A 20,082-nucleotide genomic window follows, 5' to 3' on the forward strand; every position below is an offset into this window, starting at 1 on the left:
CCGAGCCGGATCGGGTTAGCCTTTTTTTGTGGCGCCCCGGCGAACATGTTTGTTGAGCCGGGAAGGCGTCGATTTCTTGCGATCTTTATAGGGGTTTGCGTCCGACTGGCTGCGCATATGCAGGCGGATTGGCGTGCCCGGCATGTCAAAGCTTTCCCGTAACCCGTTGACAAGATAGCGCGAATAGCTTTCCGGAAGCTTTTCGGGCAGCGAGCACATCACCACAAAGCCTGGCGGTCGGGTCTTCGCCTGGGTCATATAGCGCAGCTTGATCCGGCGGCCGCTTGGGGCGGGTGGCGGATGCGCCTCCAGCATACCGGTGAGCCAGCGGTTTAGTGTAGCGGTCGGGACCCGGCGGTTCCAAACCTCATGGGCTTTCAAGATCGCCGCGTGCAGCCGATCAAGCCCCCGCCCAGTTTTCGCTGACACCGTGATGAGCGGCGCACCCTTGAGCTGCGGCAGAAGCCGTTCAAAGGCCTCTTTCAGATCCCGCAGCTTTTCCTGTTTGTGCTCTTCAAGGTCCCATTTATTGACCGCGACGACCACGGCGCGGCCCTCCCGTTCCGCGAGGTCGGCGATCCGCAGGTCTTGTTGTTCGAAAGGGATCGCGGCATCGAGCAACACCACCACAACCTCGGCGAATTTCACCGCGCGGAGACCGTCCGAGACCGAGAGCTTTTCCAGCTTCTCCTGCACCTTCGCTTTCCGGCGCATACCAGCGGTATCAAAGATCCGCATCGGCGTGCCGCCCCAGGTGATCGGCACGGAGATCGAGTCGCGTGTAATCCCCGCCTCGGGGCCAGTCAGCAGTCGCTCTTCGCCAATGATCTGGTTGATCAGGGTCGATTTCCCGGCATTGGGTCGCCCCACAACCGCGATCTGCAGCGGCTTGGCGGCGGTGATCACCCGCGCGCCCTCTTCACCCTCTTCCAAATCAATATCGGTTTCGGCTTCTTCTGATGCCGCCTCTGCCGCCTCGACCAAAGGCGCCAACATCACGGCCAGTTCGGCCATGCCTTCGCCATGCTCGGCAGATAGCGCCAGTGGATCGCCGAGGCCCAGGCCATAGGCTTCCAAGACACCCGCCTCGCCCTGTCGACCCTCGGCCTTGTTGACGCCCAGTATCACGGTCGCCCCACGTTTGCGCAGGAGATCAGCGAACAACTCATCGGTCGGAGTGATCCCGGCGCGCCCGTCGATCAAAAAAAGACAGGCATCGGCCATATCAACCGCCCGTTCGGTGAGCCGACGCATCCGGCCTTGCAGGCTGTCATCGGTCGCCTCTTCCAGGCCCGCCGTATCGATGACGGTGAAGCGTAGATCGCCCAAGCGTGCCGCGCCTTCGCGCAAATCTCGCGTGACGCCCGGCTGATCGTCGACCAAGGCCAAGCGCTTGCCAACCAAACGGTTGAACAGCGTGGATTTGCCCACATTGGGCCGCCCGATAATGGCGAGGGTAAAACTCATGACCTGATCTTTCTGATGCAAGACGCGCGTCCTAACGCAAAGCCCGGAGCTTGAAAAGACATCCGCGGCTTTGGCGCGAAAATACTCATCCGCGCGGCAGTTTGCGGAGCGCCACCTCCAGCGCGTTTAAAAACCGCGAGCGATCCGCCTTGGAAAAGGGCGCGGGGCCACCGATCCCCTGCCCGTCTACACCTGCGCGAAGATCGGCCATGATCGCGCGTGTGGCGACTTGTGTGCCGATGCTGTTGGCGGTGAAGGCCCCGCCCTTCGGACTCATCACCGATGCACCAGCCGCGATGCAACGCTCCGCGAGCAGGATATCGGCGGTGATGACCAGTGTCTCAGGCCTCGCGGCCTCGGCAATCGCATCATCAGCGGCGTCAAAGTCGCCCGAGACCATCTGCATCGAGATCAACGGATGCTCCGGGTGGCGCAGGTATTGGTTGGCCACGAGGCGCACCGGCATTTTGTGGCGATAGGCGACCTTATAAATCTCCTCCTTCACAGGGCAGGCATCTGCATCGACCAAGATCATGCTGGAAAGAACCCCTCGTCAAAGGGCACAGAGATGGTTTCGCCCGACGCTTCGGTCAGCGTGAGCGCCGCCCCGCCGACCTGGATGTCAACCACCCTGGCCCACCCTGGCGGACGTGGCAGGGACACCATGGCATGACGGATCAGATGGGTTGGACCAAGCGTCAGACAGGTTGGAATGCCCATGGCGGTGAGGCGGTTTTCGCGCGTGGACGCGGCCAGGCCGATCCCGCCCGCAGCTATCCCGTCCTCAATGCCCAAAACCCCGGTGTGCCGGCCGTTCCACGGGCTGAAATCGCGGCCACCGTTGGAAATCCAGAGCATGGTGATCGGCAAAACACGCGGGTCTTTCAGGACCAACAGCATGTCATCCTCCGCCTCCCGGATCAGGACGGTCCAGCCCAAACGGCTCTCCCGCGCCTCGGCCAGGATCACGAAATCCTCCACGGCATGGCCCGCCGGGTAGACATGCAGATCCCAATCCGAGCCATCTTCGCAAGGCAAGAGCAAATCGGGTTGGATCTGGTTCAGCGCCCACAGATTCCGCCCCTCATATTGCGGCATCGGGTCGGTCAAAACGGCGCGTTTGGGGGAGAAGCTGAGCCGCCCGCCCGCCGCCGTATGGCTCATCGGATGGTGCGCGAGCGTGATCTGCCCCTCCCCGCCACTCAGCCGATGGGTTTGATAGAGCACCGGCCCGGTAAGTCGGAGGTCTTTCTCAATCACCGCCCCCCTGACGCGGGCCTGCAACCGAAACTGCGCATTGGCCACATCTTGCGCCATCGGCTCCCAGATGCTGTTGGCCGGAAAACCATGGATCGGGTCGCCCTCCACATCGTCCAAGCCGAAGGGTGCACAGAGGAAATCGCCCGCGAGGCGCCGATTGACCAGCGGGATGTCATGGTTTTCTTGGATCTCTGGCTCATCCCGCCAAGGGGCCGCATGGAGCGGCTTGCGGCCGGTGACCTCCCAGAGCGGTATATTCCCCACAGCCGGATCAAAGATCAGCCGCGCATCGCCATGACGGAGCGTGACCATCTAGCGTTCCTGCGCCAGAGACCGGAGCGCGGTGGCGAGTTCCACCGCTTCGCTACCCATGCCGAGGAAGGTCACACCGAGATCGGCATAATGCGCCCGCATCTCTGGCGCGAACGAGATGATACCAGCAGGCTTTCCGGAGGCGGTGATCTTGCCAATCGCGGCATCAATCGCGGCCAAGACCTCGGGGTTATTTAGGTCGTCGCGATAGCCCATATCGGCGGCCAGATCGGCAGGACCGATGAACACACCATCCACCCCCTCCATCGTGCAAATCGCGTCGAGATTGTCGAGCGCTGCGCGGCTTTCGGCCTGAACCAGAACGCAAATCTCATCATTCGCATTGGACGGGTAATTCTCATACGCACCAAAAGCCCCGGCACGCGCGACGCCCGCGCCAAAGCCGCGCACGCCATCGGGCGGGTAACGGCAGGCGCGCACCGCGGCGCGCGCTTCGGCCTCGGTATCTACCATTGGCACCAGCACTGTCTGCGCGCCCAGGTCGAGCACCTGTTTCAACACCCAATCGCGATTGATCGGCACGCGGACCACCGGCGCGGTGCCGGTTCCGGCCAGTGCGATCAACTGACTTCGGAGCGTACCGGGATCAAACGGGCCATGTTCGGCATCGATCAAGCACCAGTCAAACCCGGCCTGCCCGGCGATCTCGGTCGCAAGATCAGAACCGAGGCTTAGCCAGAGCCCGCGCTGCAACTGCCCCGCTTTCAAAGCGGCCTTCAGGGGGTTTATCGGTGCCGGCATTCGTCCTCCAAAACTCTCAGAGCGCCCCGCCCGTCACCTCGCGATACCACGCCCGGATCGCCGCGCGCTCGCTTTCTTCCATGAAGCTCAGATTGCCGGGGGGCATGGCGTGGGTCACGCCCGCCTGAAGGTAGATCGCCCGGGCTTGAGAGGCAATCTCTGCATCCGTTTCCAAGTGAACGCCGCGCGGAGCCACGGCGATGCCCGGCCAAAACACCTCTTGCGCATGGCACATGGAACAGCGGCCCAGCACCGTATTGGCAATATCCGGGAAATCCTCATGCGCCGCGAACCGCTCGGCCAGTGGCGACAGGCGCGCCTCCTCGATCGGCGGATCCCGATTGAGCGGAAGCACAGACAGCCAGACAATCACCGCGAAAATAAGCGCTGTCGCGCCCCAGGTCCACCAAAGCATCCCACCTTTGGCATGCATGGTGTTGAAGAAATGTCGGATCGTGACGCCCATCAAAAAGACCAGGCTGGCGATGACCCAATTATACTCCGAAGCAAAGGCCAGCGGGTAGTGGTTCGACAACATCAAGAAGATGATCGGCAGCGTGAGGTAGTTGTTGTGGGTCGAGCGGAGCTTGGCGATCTTGCCGTATTTCGCATCCGGCGTTCGGCCCGCCTTCAGATCGGCGACAACGATTTTCTGGTTCGGGATGATGATCATCGCCACATTCGCCGTCATGATCGTGGCGGTGAACGCGCCCAGATGGAGCAGCGCTGCGCGGCCCGAGAACACCTGCGTATAGCCCCAAGACATGATGACCAACATGATGAAGAGCAGGAGCATCAATACGGTTGGGTTGTCGCCAAGCGGTGATTTACAGAGCGCGTCATAGATCACCCATCCGATCACCAAAGAGCCAGCCGAGATCAGCACCGCCTGCCACGTGACTAACTCCATCACGTTGTAATCGATCAGATAAAGCTCGGCCCCCATCCAGTAGACCAGGGCCAGAAGCGCCACACCCGAAAGCCAGGTGGCATAGCTCTCCCATTTGAACCAGACCAGATGCTCGGGCATCTCCGCCGGAGCCACCATGTATTTCTGAATATGATAGAACCCGCCGCCATGGACCTGCCATTCATCGCCATCGGCCCCGCTGGCGGGTTTCGGATCGCGGCGCAGCCCAAGGTCCAACGCGATGAAATAGAAACTCGAGCCGATCCAGGCGATGACGGTGATGACATGCAGCCACCTGACGGCGAATTCGGCCCAGTGGAGGAGGATCGTCTGGTCCATCTAGCTGCCCCGATAGGTCGAATAGCCATAGGGCGACAGCAGCAACGGCACGTGGTAGTGGCTATCCTCGGCCATGCCAAACCGGATCGGGATTTGATCGAGGAACAAGGGCTCCGCGCCTGCTTGCCGCGTTGCCCGCAGATAATCGCCTGCGTGAAAGATCAACTCATAGGTCCCGGTGGTGAATGTCTCGGCGGGCAGGATCGGGCCATCGGTTCGGCCATCGGCATTGGTCACGGTCTCGGCGATCTTGCTGTGGCTGTTGCCGGTGACACGGTAGAGCCAAATCGCGACCCCCTCCGCCGGGCAGCCCCGGCCCGTATCGAGCACATGGGTCGTCAAAAATCCTGCCACCTGATCCCTCCATCAGTCATCGCCTGTCGGATATCCGGGCCGACACCGCAGCATCCGGCAAACCCTTGACCGAAATCAAGGCCTAAGAAGATTTGACCGCCTAGTCAAATACAGAACCAACCCAGAAAGGAGCCCCCATGTCATCGCGCAGCATCGGCACCAAAGCGCAGCTTCAAGACCCCGATTATATGCCGCCCACAGGTCAGGCGGTCGCGCTTGGGCTGCAGCATGTGCTGTCGATGTTTGTCGCCAATGTCACGCCAGCGATCATCGTGGCGGGCGCGGCCGGGTTCGGTTTTGGGTCCGGCTCGCCCGATCTGCCAGAGCTTCTTTATCTCATTCAAATGGCAATGCTTTTCGCCGGTATCGCCACGCTGATGCAAAGCATCGGCTTTGGCCCGGTTGGTGCGCGATTGCCAATCTTGCAAGGCACCAGTTTTGCCTTTCTGCCCATCATGATCCCGGTTGTTGCCGGTCGCGGCGTTGACGCGCTGGCCGCCCTTTATGGCGGGATCATTGTTGGCGGCCTGTTCCACATCGTACTTGGTCTCTTTATTGGCCGCATCCGCTTTGCCCTGCCGCCGCTTGTCACCGGCTTGGTGGTCATGATGATCGGCCTGGCTCTGGTGGAGATTGGGATCCAATACGCCGCCGGTGGCACCGCCGCCATCGGAACCGAGGCTTATGGCAATCTGCACAGCTGGTCGGCGGCGCTCCTCGTCGTGGTGGTCACCCTGGGTGTCAAGTTTTTCGCCCCAGGCATCTTCTCCGTCTCTGCCGTCTTGGTCGGGCTGCTAACCGGATATCTTTATGCGCTCGGCACAGGCCTACTGCCGCCAGCCGCCATCACCGAAAGCTGGAGCAGTGCCGCCGCTTTCGCCCTCCCCCAGCCCTTCCGCTATGGCGTTGAGTTCTCCATCGCCGTGGCGCTCGGTTTCTGCCTGATGGCGTTTGTGTCTGCCGTTGAGACTGTCGGCGACGTGGAAGCCATAACCAAGACCGGCGCCGATCGCCAAGCGACCGACCGCGAAATCACCGGCGCAACCTTCGCCAATGGACTCGGCACCCTCCTGTCCGGTGTCTTCGGCAGCCTGCCCAACACCTCTTTCTCGCAAAATGTCGGCCTCATCGCGATGACCGGCGTGATGAGCCGCCATGTCGTCACCATCGGCGCGCTTTTTCTCATCCTCTGCGGCTTCATCCCGAAAGTCGGCGCTGTGATCCGCACCATTCCCATAGAGGTTTTAGGCGGTGGCGTCATCGTCATGTTTGGGATGGTCGCGGCGGCCGGGATCTCGATCCTCTCAGAGGTCAAATGGAACCAGCGGAACATGTTGATCTTTGCGGTCTCGCTATCGTTCGGCCTGGGATTGGAGTTGGAACCAGAGGCCGTGCAACATTTGCCCGAGACGGTCCACGTCCTCCTGACCAGTGGCCTGGTCCCCGCCGCCACCCTCGCCATCCTTCTCAACCTGGTTCTGCCAGAACGCCTCCGCGCCGACCCAAAAGAAGACGCGCCCGACTAACCGACCCCTTGTAGGAGCACCGATCTTCGGCATACACCGTCCGGACCAACCTGGAGGATCCATGACGACGACGCCACGTTACCCGCGGGATATGCACGGCCACGGCCCGATCCCACCGAAGAGCAATTGGCCGAAAGGTGCCAAGATCGCCGTCCAAATCGTGGTGAATTACGAGGAAGGCGGCGAAAACAACATCCTCCACGGCGATCCAGCTTCCGAGGCATTCCTATCCGAGATCGTTGGCGCAGCGGCGTGGCCAGGGCAGCGCCACTGGAATATGGAGTCGATCTATGAATACGGCGCGCGCGCCGGGTTCTGGCGGCTGCATCGGCTGTTCACCGAGATGGAAATCCCCGTCACGGTCTATGGCGTTGCCACCGCCCTCGCCCGCTCCCCGGCACAAGTCGAGGCGATGAAAGCGGCGGAGTGGGAGATTGCGTCCCACGGATCAAAATGGATTGAATACAAAGACTTCTCGCGCGAAGCGGAAGAGGCGGAGATGGCCGAGGCGATCCGTCTTCATACCGAAGTGACCGGCACCCCGCCACGCGGCTGGTACACCGGGCGGTGTTCGACAAACACCGTCGCCCTGGCCGCCGAGACTGGAGGTTTTGCTTATGTCTCTGACAGTTATGCCGATGACCTTCCGTACTGGAGCCGATTTGGTGGTCACGATCAGCTGATCATTCCTTATACGCTGGATGCCAATGATATGCGCTTTGCCACGCCGCAAGGCTTCAATGCGGGCGATCAGTTCGAAGCTTATCTGCGCGACACATTCGATGCGCTCTATGCCGAAGGTCAGGCGGGCGCGGCCAAGATGATGTCGATCGGTCTGCACTGTCGACTGATCGGGCGACCCGGGCGGATCATGGCGTTGAAACGGTTCCTAGACTACGCCAAATCGCATGCAGAGGTTTGGTTCGCCCGCCGGATCGATATCGCGGAACACTGGATCGCGACCCACCCTGCGCCCGGCCAAGTCACGCGCCCGTCTGAAATGGATAAAGACACATTCACAGAGACTTATGGGGCGATATTCGAGCATTCATCTTGGGTCGCAGAACGCGCGCATGAATTGGAGCTTAGCCCTGCTCATGACACAGCGGTTGGCCTGGCGAACGCGATGGCCCGCGTCTTCCGCAGCGCCTCGCGCACCGAACGTCTTGACGTTTTGAAAGCCCACCCTGATCTCGCAGGTAAGCTCGCCGCTGCCAAACGGCTGACCGAAGACAGCACTGCCGAACAAGCCAGCGCCGGGCTCGACGCACTGACCGAGGCGGAGCACGAGGTCTTCACCCGGCTCAACACGGCCTATGTCGAGAAACACGGGTTTCCATTTATCATCGCCGTGCGTGACCACACCAAGACCACGATCATGACCGCGTTCGAGCGCCGCTTGCATAATGACACCGAAACCGAATTTGCCGAAGCCTGCACCCAGGTCGAACGCATTGCTCTGCATCGGTTGAAAGGGCTTCTGCCATGACCGACTACGCCACGCCGCCCGGCAGCTTGCCGCCGCAAACCGCGCTGACCACGACGCGGGCGCAGTTCCATGAAAGCTTCGCGGTGATCCCGCATGGTGTTATGCGGGATATCGTGACATCGGCCTTGCCGGGTTGGACCAAGACCCGCGCATGGATCCTCGCACGCCCGCTCACCGGCTTTGCCGAGACCTTCGCGCAATTGATTGTAGAACTGGCCCCAGGCGGCGGCAGCGATGTGCCGGAACCCGACCCGAACGGTCAGGCGGTCCTCTTCGTCACCTCCGGCGGCTTTACCTTGACCATCTCGGGCCAGACTCATGAGATGATCCCCGGCAGTTATGCCTATTTGCCACCTGGGGCTGATTGGCAAATTTCCAATCAAGGTTCGGCGCCGGCGACCTTCCATTGGATTCGGAAATCCTATGAACCCGCCCTTGGTGTCGACGTACCGGAAGCGTTCGTCACCCATGAGACCGAGACGCCGATCCAGTACATGCCCGATACAAACGAGGCTTGGGGCACGCAGCGTTTCGTCGACCCCGAGGACCTCCGCCACGATATGCATGTTACCATCGTGACATTTGAGCCCGGCGGCGCGATCCCCTTCCCGGAAACCCATGTGATGGAACACGGGCTCTATGTGCTCGAAGGCAAGGCCGTGTACCTGCTCAATCAAAGCTGGGTCGAAGTGGAAGCCGGGGATTTCATGTGGCTCCGCGCCTTCTGCCCGCAGGCCTGTTATGCGGGTGGGCCGGGCCGGTTCCGCTACCTACTCTACAAAGACGTCAACCGCCATCCGAAGCTCAGCTTGCGATGACCACACCACGACAGATCACCGTCATCCCTTTGACTGCGGAGGCTTTCGCCCCGTTCGGAGAGGTGCTTGAAGCCGCCGGTGCGCCGGACAAGCTAATCAACCAGGGGCTCTGCGGCCGGTTCCACGACCGCGCGACGCTCGATTTCCAATCCGGCCAAGCCGGGATCAGCCTATTTGAAGCCAAACCGCGCAGCCTGCCCTACGAACTCGACATGTTGGAACGGCATCCCTTGGGGAGCCAAGCCTTCCTGCCGATGACAGAGCATCCGTTTCTGGTGATCGTCGCCCCGGATGATTCAGGCGTTCCGGGCACGCCTGTCGCGTTTCTGACCAACCCGGGCCAAGGTATCAATCTCGCACGCGGCACATGGCATGGCGTGCTGACACCGCTTCACGCGCCGGGGCTTTTTGCCGTGATCGACCGGATCGGCCCGGGCGACAATCTCGAAGAACACTGGCTGGCCGAACCAATCACGATCTCCGCGCCTACCTGACCTCTCGAACCGGGCTCACATTGCCACGGGCGCGCAGAAAGACAATGCCGCGTCAGCGGCGCCGCTGGATCACTGCCCGACCGGCGCCATCCGGTAGAGCGCGCCATCATTCACTGACAAAAACCAAATCGAGCCGTCGGGGGCCACGCGTACATCGCGCACACGGGAGGTTTCCGGCGCTTCGATCTGCTCCACCTCCGCCATGCCTTGATCCGGGTCGAGCCGGGAGATCAAATCGAACGCCAAGGCCCCAACCAACAGATCGCCCCGCCATTCAGGGAACAAATCGCCCTCATAGAAGGCCATGCCCGAGGGCGCGATGGACGGATCCCAATAATGCGCCGGCTGCTCCATGCCCGGTGCCTCGGTCCCCTCACCGATCCTGAAGCCTGAATAATGCCGCCCATAGGCGATCACCGGCCAGCCATAATTCGCCCCGCGCCGCACTTGATTGACCTCATCGCCGCCGCGTGCGCCATGTTCCACGACCCAAAGCTGCCCGGATGGGTCCAACGCCGCACCTTGCGCATTACGATGGCCATAGGACCAAATCTCTGGCTGAGCCCCCGCTTGACCCACAAACGGATTGTCGCCCGGCACGGACCCATCGCGCGCCACTCGGATCACGCTGCCATTTTCGACGTTCAAATCCTGGGCCGAGGGTCGATCCCCCCGATCGCCAACGGTCACGTACAGATACCCGTCGCGCCCCTCGACAATTCGACTGCCAAAATGCCGCCCACCGGAACTGCCGGGCTCCAAGGCCCAGATCACCGTCACATCTTCAAGCCGATCTTCCAGCAATCGGGCCCGCGCCAGAGCAGTGCCTGCATGCCGTCCTTGCGGCATCGAGAAGGTGAAGAAAATCTCGCCCGATTGCGCATGGTCCCGGGGCACCATCACATCCAAGAGCCCGCCCTGCCCGTCAACGGCGATCGGCGGCAAGCCTTCCAACGCCACAGATCCATCGTCAGCAAAGCGCCACATCTCGCCGCCGCGCAAGGTCACCAGAAAGCCACCCTCCGGCAAAAACGCAACCGCCCACGGCTCGTCGAGCCCTGTCACAATCGGCGTGATCTCCAGCGGCCCTGCGGAACTGTCCACCGTTTGGGCCTCTCCCATTGTGGACATGACGAGGCTAAGAGACAGAACCGCAAAGAAATGGCGCATGATATCCTCCGAAATGAAATCTGCTCTTTGATCTAGGATTCGGCCTTCCACATACCAGGTCGCTTTCCGGATCGTGAAACAGCCGGGTTTACGTGGAGAAACCGGCAATCCGCCCGATCTTTTCGCCTTTTCAATCGCTTTGGCCCGGACTAATCTTTCGCCATGACCGGATCTTCGGATCCAAACAGGGAGAAAAATATGAAAAGAATTCTGCTGGCCTCCACGGCCACCGCAGTCATGGCAACTGGTGCGCTCGCCGAAGGCCATGGCGACTCCGTCACTCTGGGTGTGATCTTGGGCTTCACCGGTCCGATTGAATCGCTGACCCCGCATATGGCCGATGGCGCCGAACTGGCGATGGCCGAGGTTACCGAAAGCGGCAATCTGATGGACGGCATGAGTGTCGCCTCGGTCCGCGCGGACTCGACCTGCATCGATGCCGCCGCCGCCACTGCCGCCGCCGAACGTCTGATCACCGCCGATGGTGTCGCGGGCATTGTCGGCGCTGACTGCTCTGGCGTGACCACGGCGATCTTGTCCAATGTGGCCGTGCCGAACGGCATGGTCATGGTCTCGCCCTCGGCCACCTCTCCGGCGCTCTCAGCTGTAGAAGACAATGGCCTCTTCTTCCGCACCGCGCCGTCCGATGCGCGCCAGGGTCAGGTGATGACCAATGTGATCATGGATCGCGGCATCGATGAAGTCGCCGTGACCTACACCAATAACGACTATGGCCTGGGCCTGGCGGACAGCTTCGCCGCCGCCTTCGAGGCCGCGGGTGGCACTGTCACCTTGGTCGCCGCCCATGAAGATGGCCGCGCAGACTACTCCGCTGAAGTCGGCGCGCTCGCCTCGGCGGGTGGCGCAGCTCTCGTCGTCGCAGGCTATGTCGACCAAGGCGGGTCCGGCATCATCCAGGCCTCGCTCGACACCGGCGCGTTTGACACCTTCGTCTTCCCCGACGGCATGGTGAGCCAAGCGCTGACCGACAATTTCGGCTCCGACATCGATGGCTCCTTCGGCCAGCATCCAGGCACCGACAGCGCGGGCGCGGACATCTTCCACGGTATGGCGGAAGAAGCTGGCTTCGACGGCACCTCGCCGTTTGCCAAGGAAAGCTATGATGCCGCCGCGTTGATCCTCTTGGCCATGCAGGCCGCAGGTTCGACCACGCCGGCGGATTATGCCGAACACCTGATGGATGTCGCCAACGCCCCTGGCGAGCCGATCCAGCCGGGTGAGCTTGGCCGCGCACTGGAACTGATCGCCGCCGGTGAAGACATCGACTATGTCGGTGCCTCCGCTGTCGAACTGATCGGCCCCGGCGAAAGCGCTGGCAACTACCGCGAGATCGAAATCCAAGGCGGCGAGATCACCACAGCGCAGTTCCGCTGATCTTTGCTGATCTGAGATACAGATTGGGGCAGCCCGGAAACCATCCGGGCTGCTCTCTTTGGGGGTATATGCACAGATGATTGTCGTCGAAGACCTGCACAAGCATTTTGGCGGGTTCCGCGCGGTGGATGGCGCCTCACTCACCATCGAAACCGGGTCGATCACCGGGTTGGTTGGGCCAAATGGAGCCGGAAAAACAACTCTTTTCAATGTGATCGCAGGGGTTCTTCAACCTACGACTGGCCGCGTGATCATGGACGGTGAAGATATCACCGGTCTTCTCCCGCATGAGCTGTTCTCGAAAGGTCTCTTGCGGACCTTCCAGATCGCGCATGAGTTCAGTTCCATGACCTGTCGGGAAAACCTGATGATGGTCCCCGAAGGGCAGTCGGGCGAAAGCTTGTGGAACACTTGGTTTGGCCGCAAACGCATCGCCGAGGAAGAGCGCGCGTTGAAAGCCAAGGCTGACGAGGTGCTCGAATTTCTGACCATCGAACATCTGGCCGATCATCCGGCGGGCATGGTCTCCGGCGGGCAGAAGAAACTGCTCGAACTGGGTCGCACGATGATGGTGGATGCCAAGGTTGTTTTCCTTGATGAGGTTGGCGCGGGTGTGAACCGGACCCTTCTGAACACCATCGGCGATGCGATCCTGCGGCTCAATAAAGAGCGTGGCTACACCTTCTGCATGATCGAACATGATATGGATTTCATTGGCCGCCTCTGCGATCCGGTGATCGTGATGGCCGAAGGCCACGTGCTGGCCGAGGGCACGATCGACGAGATCAAAGCCAATGAGCAAGTGATCGAAGCCTATCTGGGCACCGGTCTGAAGAACAAGGCAGCCACCGCATGAGCGCCGGAAACCCTTATGACGAAGATCGCGGCAACAAAGACCGCTCGATCACCCGCCCGCCATCGCCAAGCATGGGCGATCCGGTCAAACCCGGCGGCCACGCACAGCCGGTCGAGGGCGACAATCCGTTCCTGATAGGGCGCGCGATGACTGGCGGTTATGGCTCCGGCGCGGATATTCTGCATGGCTGCACCATCGCCGTAGAACCCGGCGAGATTGCGGTGATTGTCGGCCCGAATGGCGCAGGCAAATCCACTGCAATGAAGGCAGTCTTTGGCATGTTGAACCTGCGCCAAGGCGAAGTGCTGCTGGATGGGGAAGAAATCACCGGTCTGACGCCGCAAGCGCGCGTCGGTAAGGGGATGGGCTTCGTGCCGCAGACCTCGAACATTTTCACCTCGATGACCGTCGAAGAGAACCTTGAGATGGGCGCCTTCATTCGGCGCGACGACATCACTGGCACGATGGAGCAGGTCTATACCCTGTTCCCGATCCTGAAGGAGAAGCGCTATCAGGCCGCAGGCGAGCTTTCCGGCGGCCAGCGACAGCAAGTGGCCGTGGGCCGCGCGCTGATGACCCAACCCAAGGTCTTGATGCTCGACGAGCCGACCGCGGGCGTCTCGCCGATTGTGATGGATGAACTTTTTGACCGGATCATTGAGGTCGCCCGCACCGGTATTCCGATCCTGATGGTTGAGCAAAACGCCCGCCAAGCGCTTGAGATTGCGGATAAAGGCTATGTGATGGTTCAGGGCCGCAATGCGTATAGCGGTACCGGCAAAGAGCTGCTCGCCGATCCTGAAGTCCGCAAGAGTTTCTTGGGCGGATGAGGATGCTGCTTGGCTCCCTCCTCATATCGCTTGCGGCGCCCGCCTTGGCCGAGCCGTGGTCCTGCGAGTTCACCGTCGAGTGCATCGCGGGCGATGGGTGCGAGGCCAGTGCCTATGAGATCGAAATCCTAGCCGCCGACCATGAGGGGCAACTCTTCCTGTCCAGTGTTGTAGGAGACACCCCCGTCACCCGGCTCACACCGGAAGGCACCCTGCCTGCCAGCTATGCCAGCGCCGGGCCATCCGGCTTGGCCGAGATGGTCACGGTCGAGGCCGACAGCACAGCGCTGATGACGGCGCATATCTTCGACGGCGCCGCCATGGCCGTCACCTATTTTGGAACCTGCGAGGCCCTGTAGACCCATGGATTTCCTAAACGCGTTTGTCGCGCTCGCCAATTTCGTCATCATCCCGGCCACGGCTTACGGGGCACAGCTTGCGCTTGGCGCTCTGGGCGTGACGCTGATCTACGGCATCCTCCGCTTCTCCAATTTCGCCCATGGCGACACGATGGCGTTTGGCGCAATGGTCACGATCCTCGTCACCTGGATGTTGCAAGGTGCGGGCGTGTCGCTCGGCCCGCTTCCCACCGCGCTTCTGGCGCTGCCGATCGGGATTGCCGCCACCGGGTTGTTGCTCATCGGGACGGACCGCGTGGTCTATAGGTTCTACCGGGCGCAGAAGGCCAAACCGGTCATCTATGTGATCGCCTCGCTTGGCGTGATGTTCATCCTGAACGGGATCGTCCGCTTTATCATCGGTGTCGACGACCAACGCTTTGCCGATGGCGAACGTTTCATCATCTCGGCGCGGAATTTCCGCGAGATGACCGGGCTGGACGAGGGGCTCGCCTTCCGCACCTCGCAAGGGCTGACCATCGTCGTCGCCATCATCGCCGTGGCCCTTCTATTCTGGTTCCTAAACCGCACTCGAACCGGCAAAAGTATGCGCGCCTTTTCTGACAATGAAGACCTGGCGCTGCTCTCTGGTATCAACCCCGAGCGTGTGGTGCTTTATACATGGCTGATCGTGGCCGCGCTGGCGACAACCGCCGGTGTGCTCTATGGGCTCGACAAAAGCTTCAAACCCTTCACCTATTTCCAGCTTCTGCTGCCGATCTTCGCCTCGGCCATTGTCGGCGGGCTTGGCAACCCGCTTGGCGCGATCCTGGGCGGGTTTGTGATCGCCTTCTCGGAGATCAGCGTGACCTATGCCTTCCGCAAAGTGGTCGGCTATCTCGCGCCGGAAGGCTGGGAACCCGCCGGGCTGCTGCAGCTCTTGTCCACCGACTACAAATTCGCGGTCAGCTTTGGGATCTTGTTGATCGTGCTTCTGTTCCGACCGACAGGCATCATGAAAGGCAAATCGATATGAAAACGATGGAGCCGAAACACATGCTGCTTTTCGGGCTGGTGGGGGTTCTCTTCATCGGCACCGGCTTTGTTCAATCCTGGAATACGGCGCTGACGATTTTCAACATGGGGCTGATCTCGGCCATCATGGCCTTGGGCGTGAATATGCAGTGGGGCTATGCGGGGCTCTTCAATGTTGGTGTTATGGGGTTCGTGGCCCTGGGCGGGCTTGCGGCTGTTCTGGTCTCCATGCCGCCGGTTAATGAGGCCTGGGCCGCAGGCGGGCTTCAGGTTCTGCTCGGTCTTGTTCTGGGCGCGGCCACGATTGTCGGCGCCATTCTGGTCTGGAGCAAAATGCCGCCCGGGCGACTGCGCGGCTTGGCGATCACGGTCATTCTTGTGGCCGGGTTCTTCATCTTCCGGGCGGTCTTCGATGCCGGCGTCGACGCCGTCGAAAGCGTCGATCCAGCCTTGACCGGGTATCTCGGAGGCCTGGGACTGCCGGTGGTGCTGGCCTGGCCCGTGGGCGGGCTCCTGGCGGCCGGGGCGGCTTGGATCATTGGCAAGACCGCGTTGGGTCTCCGCTCCGACTATCTGGCCATCGCCACGCTTGGCATTGCCGAGATCGTCATTGCAGTTCTGAAAAACGAGGATTGGCTGGCGCGTGGTGTGAAGAACGTCACCGGCCTGCCCCGACCCGTGCCTTACGAGATCGACTTGCAGGCCAATGAGAACTTCCTGGCGCTCGCGCAGAATGTCGGGTCGGACCCCGTTACCGCCTCAACGATCACCGTGAAGCTGGCCTATGCGGCGCTGTTCATTGTCGTCCTTCTGGCGCTGATCTGGCTGTCAGAGAAGGCGCTGAATTCGCCCTGGGGCCGGATGATGCGGGCGATCCGAGACAACGAGATCTCCGCCTCGGCCATGGGCAAGAATGTCAAAGCCCGGCATCTACAGATCTTCATTCTCGGCTCGGCGGTCTGCGGTCTCGCGGGCGCGATGATGACCACCCTCGATGGCCAGCTTGTGCCCGGCACCTATCAACCGCTCCGCTTCACCTTCCTGATCTGGGTGATGGTGATCGTCGGCGGGTCTGGCAACAACTGGGGCGCGGTGCTCGGCGGGTTCCTGATCTGGTGGCTCTGGATTCAGGTGGAGCCGATCGGGCTGTTCCTGATGCAGACCATTACCGCAGGCATGGCGGAAGACAGTGGGCTGCGCGAGCATCTGCTCGACAGCGCGGCGCATATGCGACTGTTGACGATGGGGCTGATCCTGCTCTTGGTGCTGCGGTTCAGCCCCCGTGGGTTGATCCCAGAACGCTAAGGTCAAGGCGCCGGAAGACTTCCGTTTTCCGGCGCGCCTGAGCTTATCGGCCTTCGAAATGTGCCGGGCGTTTTTCGAGAAAGGCCAACACGCCCTCTTTGAAATCGCGGGTCCGACCGCAATCTCCTTGCAGCTTGCCTTCCAGAAGCAGTTGCTCGGAGAGCGTGTTGCCAAAGCTCGCCTGCATCGCCTCTTTCATCTTGCTGAACGCGACTGTTGGCCCGTTGGCCAGATAAGCGGCCCGTTCCTGCCAATGGGCGGCAAAGCTGTCATCCGGCACCGCTTCCCAGATCATGCCCCAATCGCTGGCCTGTTGCGCGGTGATCTTCTCGGCAAAAAGCGCAGCGCCCATGGCTTTGGCCATCCCGATCTGGCGCGGCAAGACATAAGTGCCCCCTGCATCAGGGATCAGGCCGATCCGGCCAAAGGCCTGAATGAAGCTCGCGCTTTCCGTCGCAATCACCACATCGGCGGCCAGCGCCAGGTTGGCCCCCGCCCCCGCGGCCGTACCATTCACCGCGGAAATCGTCGGCACCGGGCAATCAACGATCGCCATCAGCATCGGGATATACTCGTCGCGGAGCGTCCGTTCGAGATTGATGTCACCGACATTGGCGCGATCCCCGAGATCTTGGCCGGAGCAAAACGCCCGCCCCTCGCCCGTCAACACAACCACCCGCGCCTCATTGCCCGCATTGCCCACCGCATGGGTGATCTCGGCCCGCATTTGGGTGTTGAGCGCATTCATCACATCGGGGCGGCGCAGGGTGACTGTCGCGATCCCGTCAGTGATATCTAGAGTGATGGTTTCGTATTGCATGGCCGTCTCCGCGCTCCTTATTCCCGGCGGACCATAGCAAACCGATCAGTTCAGGAAAGCGGAAACGCGGCGTCAGTCTTTCATAATCTCTGCCAGGCGCGCGGCCTCGTCATCGCTCAACGCCGCCTCATCCGGGGCCGTGGCCTGTGATCGGCGACGCAAAAAACTGATCGAAACACCGAGGCCGAGCAGCAGAAGCGCCGGGCCAGCGAGCCAGAGGATCAAAGTCGATCCACGTGCCGGCGGGTTCAACAGAACATATTCGCCATAACGATCAACGACGAAGTCGACGACCTCTCGATCGCTATCCCCCGCGACCAATCGTTCGCGCACCAAGAGACGCAGATCGCGGGCCAGCTCGGCATTGCTTTCGTCGATGCTCTCATTGCGGCACACAAGGCAGCGCAGCCCGGCAGAGATGTCCCGGGCACGATCCTCCAGAACCGGATCGTCGAGGATTTCGTCAGGCTGCACCGCGCCAGCTGCAAAAGGCAACAGCAGCGCGAGACTGAGCAGGACAACGCGGATCATTCGGCAGGTACTCCGCCGATGGGCGCGCGTTTGGCTTTCGCCGCCCCGGCCGCAACCCGGTACCGCCGGTCACTGAGCGAGAGGAAGCCGCCAAGCGCCATAATGATCGAGCCGCCCCAGATCCAATTGGCGAAGGGTTTGATATAGGTTCGCACGGCCCATCCGCCGTTTTCCTGCGGATCGCCGATCACCACATACACATCGCGGGTGAAGCCATTGTTGATCCCGGCCTCGGTCGTCGGCATCCCCGCCACCGGGTAAATGCGCCGCTCGGGATAGAGCAGATCAAGCACCTCGCCATGATCGGTCACTTGGATGGTCGCCATCGTCGTGAGGTAATTCGGACCTTCAAGGCGACGGACCTCCACAAGCTCGATCTCATAGGCGCCAACCTGATACGGTTCGCCTTCTTGAGCCACGCGGATATCTTCGATCTGATAAGTGGTCAGCGCGGCAATCCCAAACATCGTCAGGCCAAAGCCCGCATGGGCCGTCGCCTTGCCCCAATCGGCGCGCGGCAGGCGTGTGAGCCGTGAAAGGCGGTTGCGAACATCACCCCGGCCCGTGCGGGACCAGAGATCAACCACAGCGCCCGCGACCAGCCAGACCGAGAGGCCGATGACCAGCGGACCAAGCGCAGAGTCGCCGGTAAACATCGCATAGGTGAAGAGCACCGCCGCCACAGCCAAGGCCGCCGCACCGATCAACGGGCGCATCGCCCGGCCAATCTTGCCGCGCTTCCACGGCAGCATCGCGCCGATCGGCAAAACGATGGCCAGGAGGATCACAAACGGTATAAAGGCCGCGTTGAAGAAGGGAGGCCCGACGGAGAGCGTCCGGTCAAAGAACATCTCTGCGATTAGGGGCCAGATCGTGCCGATGAACACCACGAAGCAGGAAACCGCCAAAAGCAGGTTATTGACCACCAAGGCGCTTTCCCGACTGACCGTCGAGAAGACGCCTTTCGCCTCCATAATCCCGGCGCGGAGTGCAAAGAGCAGCAGCGCACCGCCCATGAAGACAACCAGAATGCCGAGAATATAGACGCCCCGCTCCGGGTCATTTGCGAAAGCATGAACCGAGGTCAGCACGCCGGAGCGCACAATGAACGTGCCGATCAACGAGAAGCCGAAGGCGAGGATCGCCAGAAGGATCGTCCAGCTTTTCAAAGCCTCACGCTTTTCCACAACGATGGCCGAATGCAGCAGCGCCGCCGAGATCAGCCATGGCATGAAACTGGCATTCTCCACCGGGTCCCAGAACCAGAACCCGCCCCAACCAAGCTCGTAATAAGCCCACCAGGAGCCGAGCCCGATGCCAATGGAGAGGAATACCCAAGCCGCAAGCGTCCAGGGCCGCACCCACCGGCCCCAAGCCGCATCAACCCGGCCTTCGATCAAGGCCGCTACGGCAAAAGAGAAGGCCATCGAGAGGCCGACATAGCCGAGATAAAGAAACGGCGGGTGGAACGCGAGACCGGGGTCTTGCAGAAGCGGGTTCAAATCCTGACCGTTGAACGGCGGTGTTTCGAGCCGCAGGAACGGGTTCGACGTGAAGAGGATAAAGGCAAAAAACGCCACGGCGACGGAAGATTGCACCGCCAACACCCGGGCGCGCAATGTCGGCGGCAGGCCTTTGCCAAACCAGGCCGCCATCGCACCGAACAGTGTCAGGATCAGCACCCAAAGCAGCAACGAGCCTTCGTGATTCCCCCAAACCCCGGTGATCTTGTAGATCATCGGTTTCAGGGTGTGGGAGTTGTTCACCACAAGGCTGAGCGAGAAATCCGAGGTCACAAACGCATAAGTCAGCGCCCCGAAACTGATCGCGGTCAGCACGAACTGCGCCGTTGCGGCGGGATCGGCCACCGCCATCCAGCCCGGTCGGCCTTGGGCGGCGCCAATCATCGGCACGATCATTTGGAAGATGGCCACCATGAAGGCCAAGACGAGGGCGAAATGTCCGAGTTCTACGATCATGTCTCTATCTTATGCTGCCGGGGGGCGATGCGCCAATAGATAGCGCGTTGAGATCGGATAGGATTGCGCGTTGGTGTCGCGGGTCGGGATTT

The 20,082-nt window shown here is 61.3% G+C and carries 20 protein-coding genes; 10 read left to right on the plus strand and 10 right to left on the minus strand.

From position 1 onward, the window contains the following. Positions 1-15 precede the first annotated feature (15 nt). The 6 genes from der to uraH form a co-directional block, all read right to left on the minus strand. Complete coding sequence (gene der, locus GTF44_RS09770) at positions 16-1,467, minus strand: ribosome biogenesis GTPase Der (RefSeq protein ID WP_171559809.1); 1,452 nt, start codon at positions 1,465-1,467, stop codon at positions 16-18. Positions 1,468-1,552: 85 nt separating this feature from the next. Then, positions 1,553-2,002: a YaiI/YqxD family protein gene (locus GTF44_RS09775; protein ID WP_171559810.1), complete on the minus strand. Its 450-nt coding sequence runs from the start codon at positions 2,000-2,002 to the stop codon at positions 1,553-1,555. Further along, positions 1,999-3,039 (minus strand): hypothetical protein, encoded by a 1,041-nt coding sequence (locus GTF44_RS09780; RefSeq protein ID WP_171559807.1) that lies wholly within the window; start codon positions 3,037-3,039, stop codon positions 1,999-2,001. The genes GTF44_RS09775 and GTF44_RS09780 overlap by 4 nt, the downstream gene beginning before the upstream one ends. Then, positions 3,040-3,801 (minus strand): HpcH/HpaI aldolase/citrate lyase family protein, encoded by a 762-nt coding sequence (locus tag GTF44_RS09785; protein WP_171559805.1) that lies wholly within the window; start codon positions 3,799-3,801, stop codon positions 3,040-3,042. 16 nt (positions 3,802-3,817) lie between these two features. Further along, on the minus strand, positions 3,818-5,050 hold the full coding sequence (locus tag GTF44_RS09790) for a urate hydroxylase PuuD (protein ID WP_171559803.1): 1,233 nt from the start codon (positions 5,048-5,050) through the stop codon (positions 3,818-3,820). Continuing rightward, complete coding sequence (gene uraH / locus GTF44_RS09795; protein WP_171559800.1) at positions 5,051-5,404, minus strand: hydroxyisourate hydrolase; 354 nt, start codon at positions 5,402-5,404, stop codon at positions 5,051-5,053. 137 nt (positions 5,405-5,541) lie between these two features. Here uraH and GTF44_RS09800 point away from each other — a divergent pair, with 137 nt between their 5' ends. The 4 genes from GTF44_RS09800 to GTF44_RS09815 all read left to right on the plus strand — a co-directional run bounded on the left by GTF44_RS09800 (position 5,542) and on the right by GTF44_RS09815 (position 9,731). Continuing rightward, positions 5,542-6,930 (plus strand): uracil-xanthine permease family protein, encoded by a 1,389-nt coding sequence (locus GTF44_RS09800; protein ID WP_171559797.1) that lies wholly within the window; start codon positions 5,542-5,544, stop codon positions 6,928-6,930. A 61-nt stretch (positions 6,931-6,991) separates the two neighbouring features. Further along, entirely contained in the window at positions 6,992-8,419 is a 1,428-nt protein-coding gene (gene puuE / locus GTF44_RS09805) for an allantoinase PuuE (RefSeq protein WP_171559793.1), read from the plus strand. Continuing rightward, complete coding sequence (locus GTF44_RS09810) at positions 8,416-9,237, plus strand: bifunctional allantoicase/(S)-ureidoglycine aminohydrolase (protein WP_171559791.1); 822 nt, start codon at positions 8,416-8,418, stop codon at positions 9,235-9,237. The genes puuE and GTF44_RS09810 overlap by 4 nt, the downstream gene beginning before the upstream one ends. After that, positions 9,234-9,731: an ureidoglycolate lyase gene (locus GTF44_RS09815; RefSeq protein ID WP_171559788.1), complete on the plus strand. Its 498-nt coding sequence runs from the start codon at positions 9,234-9,236 to the stop codon at positions 9,729-9,731. The genes GTF44_RS09810 and GTF44_RS09815 overlap by 4 nt, the downstream gene beginning before the upstream one ends. Before the next feature lie 69 nt (positions 9,732-9,800). Here GTF44_RS09815 and GTF44_RS09820 read toward each other — a convergent pair whose 3' ends face one another. Beyond that, positions 9,801-10,901, minus strand: a complete 1,101-nt coding sequence (locus tag GTF44_RS09820) for a PQQ-dependent sugar dehydrogenase (protein ID WP_171559785.1) — start codon at positions 10,899-10,901, stop codon at positions 9,801-9,803. Positions 10,902-11,099: 198 nt separating this feature from the next. On the opposite strand from GTF44_RS09820, the gene GTF44_RS09825 reads away from it, so the two are divergent. The 6 genes from GTF44_RS09825 to GTF44_RS09850 all read left to right on the plus strand — a co-directional run bounded on the left by GTF44_RS09825 (position 11,100) and on the right by GTF44_RS09850 (position 16,660). Next, positions 11,100-12,296, plus strand: coding sequence for an ABC transporter substrate-binding protein (locus GTF44_RS09825; RefSeq protein ID WP_145208768.1), 1,197 nt, complete (start codon positions 11,100-11,102; stop codon positions 12,294-12,296). A gap of 76 nt (positions 12,297-12,372) precedes the next feature. Further along, positions 12,373-13,152 (plus strand): ABC transporter ATP-binding protein, encoded by a 780-nt coding sequence (locus GTF44_RS09830; protein ID WP_171559779.1) that lies wholly within the window; start codon positions 12,373-12,375, stop codon positions 13,150-13,152. Continuing rightward, positions 13,149-13,982, plus strand: coding sequence for an ABC transporter ATP-binding protein (locus GTF44_RS09835; protein WP_171559776.1), 834 nt, complete (start codon positions 13,149-13,151; stop codon positions 13,980-13,982). The genes GTF44_RS09830 and GTF44_RS09835 overlap by 4 nt, the downstream gene beginning before the upstream one ends. A gap of 2 nt (positions 13,983-13,984) precedes the next feature. Further along, positions 13,985-14,341: a hypothetical protein gene (locus GTF44_RS09840; RefSeq protein ID WP_171559773.1), complete on the plus strand. Its 357-nt coding sequence runs from the start codon at positions 13,985-13,987 to the stop codon at positions 14,339-14,341. 4 nt (positions 14,342-14,345) lie between these two features. After that, positions 14,346-15,356 (plus strand): branched-chain amino acid ABC transporter permease, encoded by a 1,011-nt coding sequence (locus GTF44_RS09845; RefSeq protein WP_171559771.1) that lies wholly within the window; start codon positions 14,346-14,348, stop codon positions 15,354-15,356. Positions 15,357-15,361: 5 nt separating this feature from the next. After that, positions 15,362-16,660 carry a branched-chain amino acid ABC transporter permease gene (locus tag GTF44_RS09850; RefSeq protein WP_171559884.1) on the plus strand — a complete coding sequence of 433 codons (1,299 nt, stop codon included), beginning with the start codon at positions 15,362-15,364 and terminating at the stop codon, positions 16,658-16,660. A 43-nt stretch (positions 16,661-16,703) separates the two neighbouring features. Here the strand turns inward: GTF44_RS09850 and GTF44_RS09855 are convergent, their stop codons facing one another. The 3 genes from GTF44_RS09855 to GTF44_RS09865 all read right to left on the minus strand — a co-directional run bounded on the left by GTF44_RS09855 (position 16,704) and on the right by GTF44_RS09865 (position 19,990). Next, on the minus strand, positions 16,704-17,480 hold the full coding sequence (locus tag GTF44_RS09855; protein ID WP_171559768.1) for an enoyl-CoA hydratase-related protein: 777 nt from the start codon (positions 17,478-17,480) through the stop codon (positions 16,704-16,706). Between the two features lie 72 nt (positions 17,481-17,552). Then, complete coding sequence (locus GTF44_RS09860) at positions 17,553-18,011, minus strand: cytochrome c-type biogenesis protein (protein ID WP_145208756.1); 459 nt, start codon at positions 18,009-18,011, stop codon at positions 17,553-17,555. Next, entirely contained in the window at positions 18,008-19,990 is a 1,983-nt protein-coding gene (locus GTF44_RS09865) for a heme lyase CcmF/NrfE family subunit (protein ID WP_171559765.1), read from the minus strand. The genes GTF44_RS09860 and GTF44_RS09865 overlap by 4 nt, the downstream gene beginning before the upstream one ends. Between the last annotated feature and the right edge of the window lie 92 nt (positions 19,991-20,082).

The organism is Roseobacter sp. HKCCD6576-2 (assembly GCF_013179285.1).
Taxonomy (GTDB): Bacteria; Pseudomonadota; Alphaproteobacteria; order Rhodobacterales; family Rhodobacteraceae; genus Rhodophyticola; species Rhodophyticola oceani.

What these genes read in the sequence shown, in the direction of transcription:
- der (WP_171559809.1), bottom strand. Translation starts at nt 1,467, where the DNA reads ATGAGTTTTACCCTCGCCATTATCGGGCGGCCCAATGTGGGCAAATCC.
- GTF44_RS09775 (WP_171559810.1), bottom strand. Translation starts at nt 2,002, where the DNA reads ATGATCTTGGTCGATGCAGATGCCTGCCCTGTGAAGGAGGAGATTTAT.
- GTF44_RS09780 (WP_171559807.1), bottom strand. Translation starts at nt 3,039, where the DNA reads ATGGTCACGCTCCGTCATGGCGATGCGCGGCTGATCTTTGATCCGGCT.
- GTF44_RS09785 (WP_171559805.1), bottom strand. Translation starts at nt 3,801, where the DNA reads ATGCCGGCACCGATAAACCCCCTGAAGGCCGCTTTGAAAGCGGGGCAG.
- GTF44_RS09790 (WP_171559803.1), bottom strand. Translation starts at nt 5,050, where the DNA reads ATGGACCAGACGATCCTCCTCCACTGGGCCGAATTCGCCGTCAGGTGG.
- GTF44_RS09800 (WP_171559797.1), top strand. Translation starts at nt 5,542, where the DNA reads ATGTCATCGCGCAGCATCGGCACCAAAGCGCAGCTTCAAGACCCCGAT.
- puuE (WP_171559793.1), top strand. Translation starts at nt 6,992, where the DNA reads ATGACGACGACGCCACGTTACCCGCGGGATATGCACGGCCACGGCCCG.
- GTF44_RS09810 (WP_171559791.1), top strand. Translation starts at nt 8,416, where the DNA reads ATGACCGACTACGCCACGCCGCCCGGCAGCTTGCCGCCGCAAACCGCG.
- GTF44_RS09815 (WP_171559788.1), top strand. Translation starts at nt 9,234, where the DNA reads ATGACCACACCACGACAGATCACCGTCATCCCTTTGACTGCGGAGGCT.
- GTF44_RS09820 (WP_171559785.1), bottom strand. Translation starts at nt 10,901, where the DNA reads ATGCGCCATTTCTTTGCGGTTCTGTCTCTTAGCCTCGTCATGTCCACA.
- GTF44_RS09825 (WP_145208768.1), top strand. Translation starts at nt 11,100, where the DNA reads ATGAAAAGAATTCTGCTGGCCTCCACGGCCACCGCAGTCATGGCAACT.
- GTF44_RS09830 (WP_171559779.1), top strand. Translation starts at nt 12,373, where the DNA reads ATGATTGTCGTCGAAGACCTGCACAAGCATTTTGGCGGGTTCCGCGCG.
- GTF44_RS09835 (WP_171559776.1), top strand. Translation starts at nt 13,149, where the DNA reads ATGAGCGCCGGAAACCCTTATGACGAAGATCGCGGCAACAAAGACCGC.
- GTF44_RS09840 (WP_171559773.1), top strand. Translation starts at nt 13,985, where the DNA reads ATGCTGCTTGGCTCCCTCCTCATATCGCTTGCGGCGCCCGCCTTGGCC.
- GTF44_RS09845 (WP_171559771.1), top strand. Translation starts at nt 14,346, where the DNA reads ATGGATTTCCTAAACGCGTTTGTCGCGCTCGCCAATTTCGTCATCATC.
- GTF44_RS09850 (WP_171559884.1), top strand. Translation starts at nt 15,362, where the DNA reads ATGGAGCCGAAACACATGCTGCTTTTCGGGCTGGTGGGGGTTCTCTTC.
- GTF44_RS09855 (WP_171559768.1), bottom strand. Translation starts at nt 17,480, where the DNA reads ATGCAATACGAAACCATCACTCTAGATATCACTGACGGGATCGCGACA.
- GTF44_RS09860 (WP_145208756.1), bottom strand. Translation starts at nt 18,011, where the DNA reads ATGATCCGCGTTGTCCTGCTCAGTCTCGCGCTGCTGTTGCCTTTTGCA.
- GTF44_RS09865 (WP_171559765.1), bottom strand. Translation starts at nt 19,990, where the DNA reads ATGATCGTAGAACTCGGACATTTCGCCCTCGTCTTGGCCTTCATGGTG.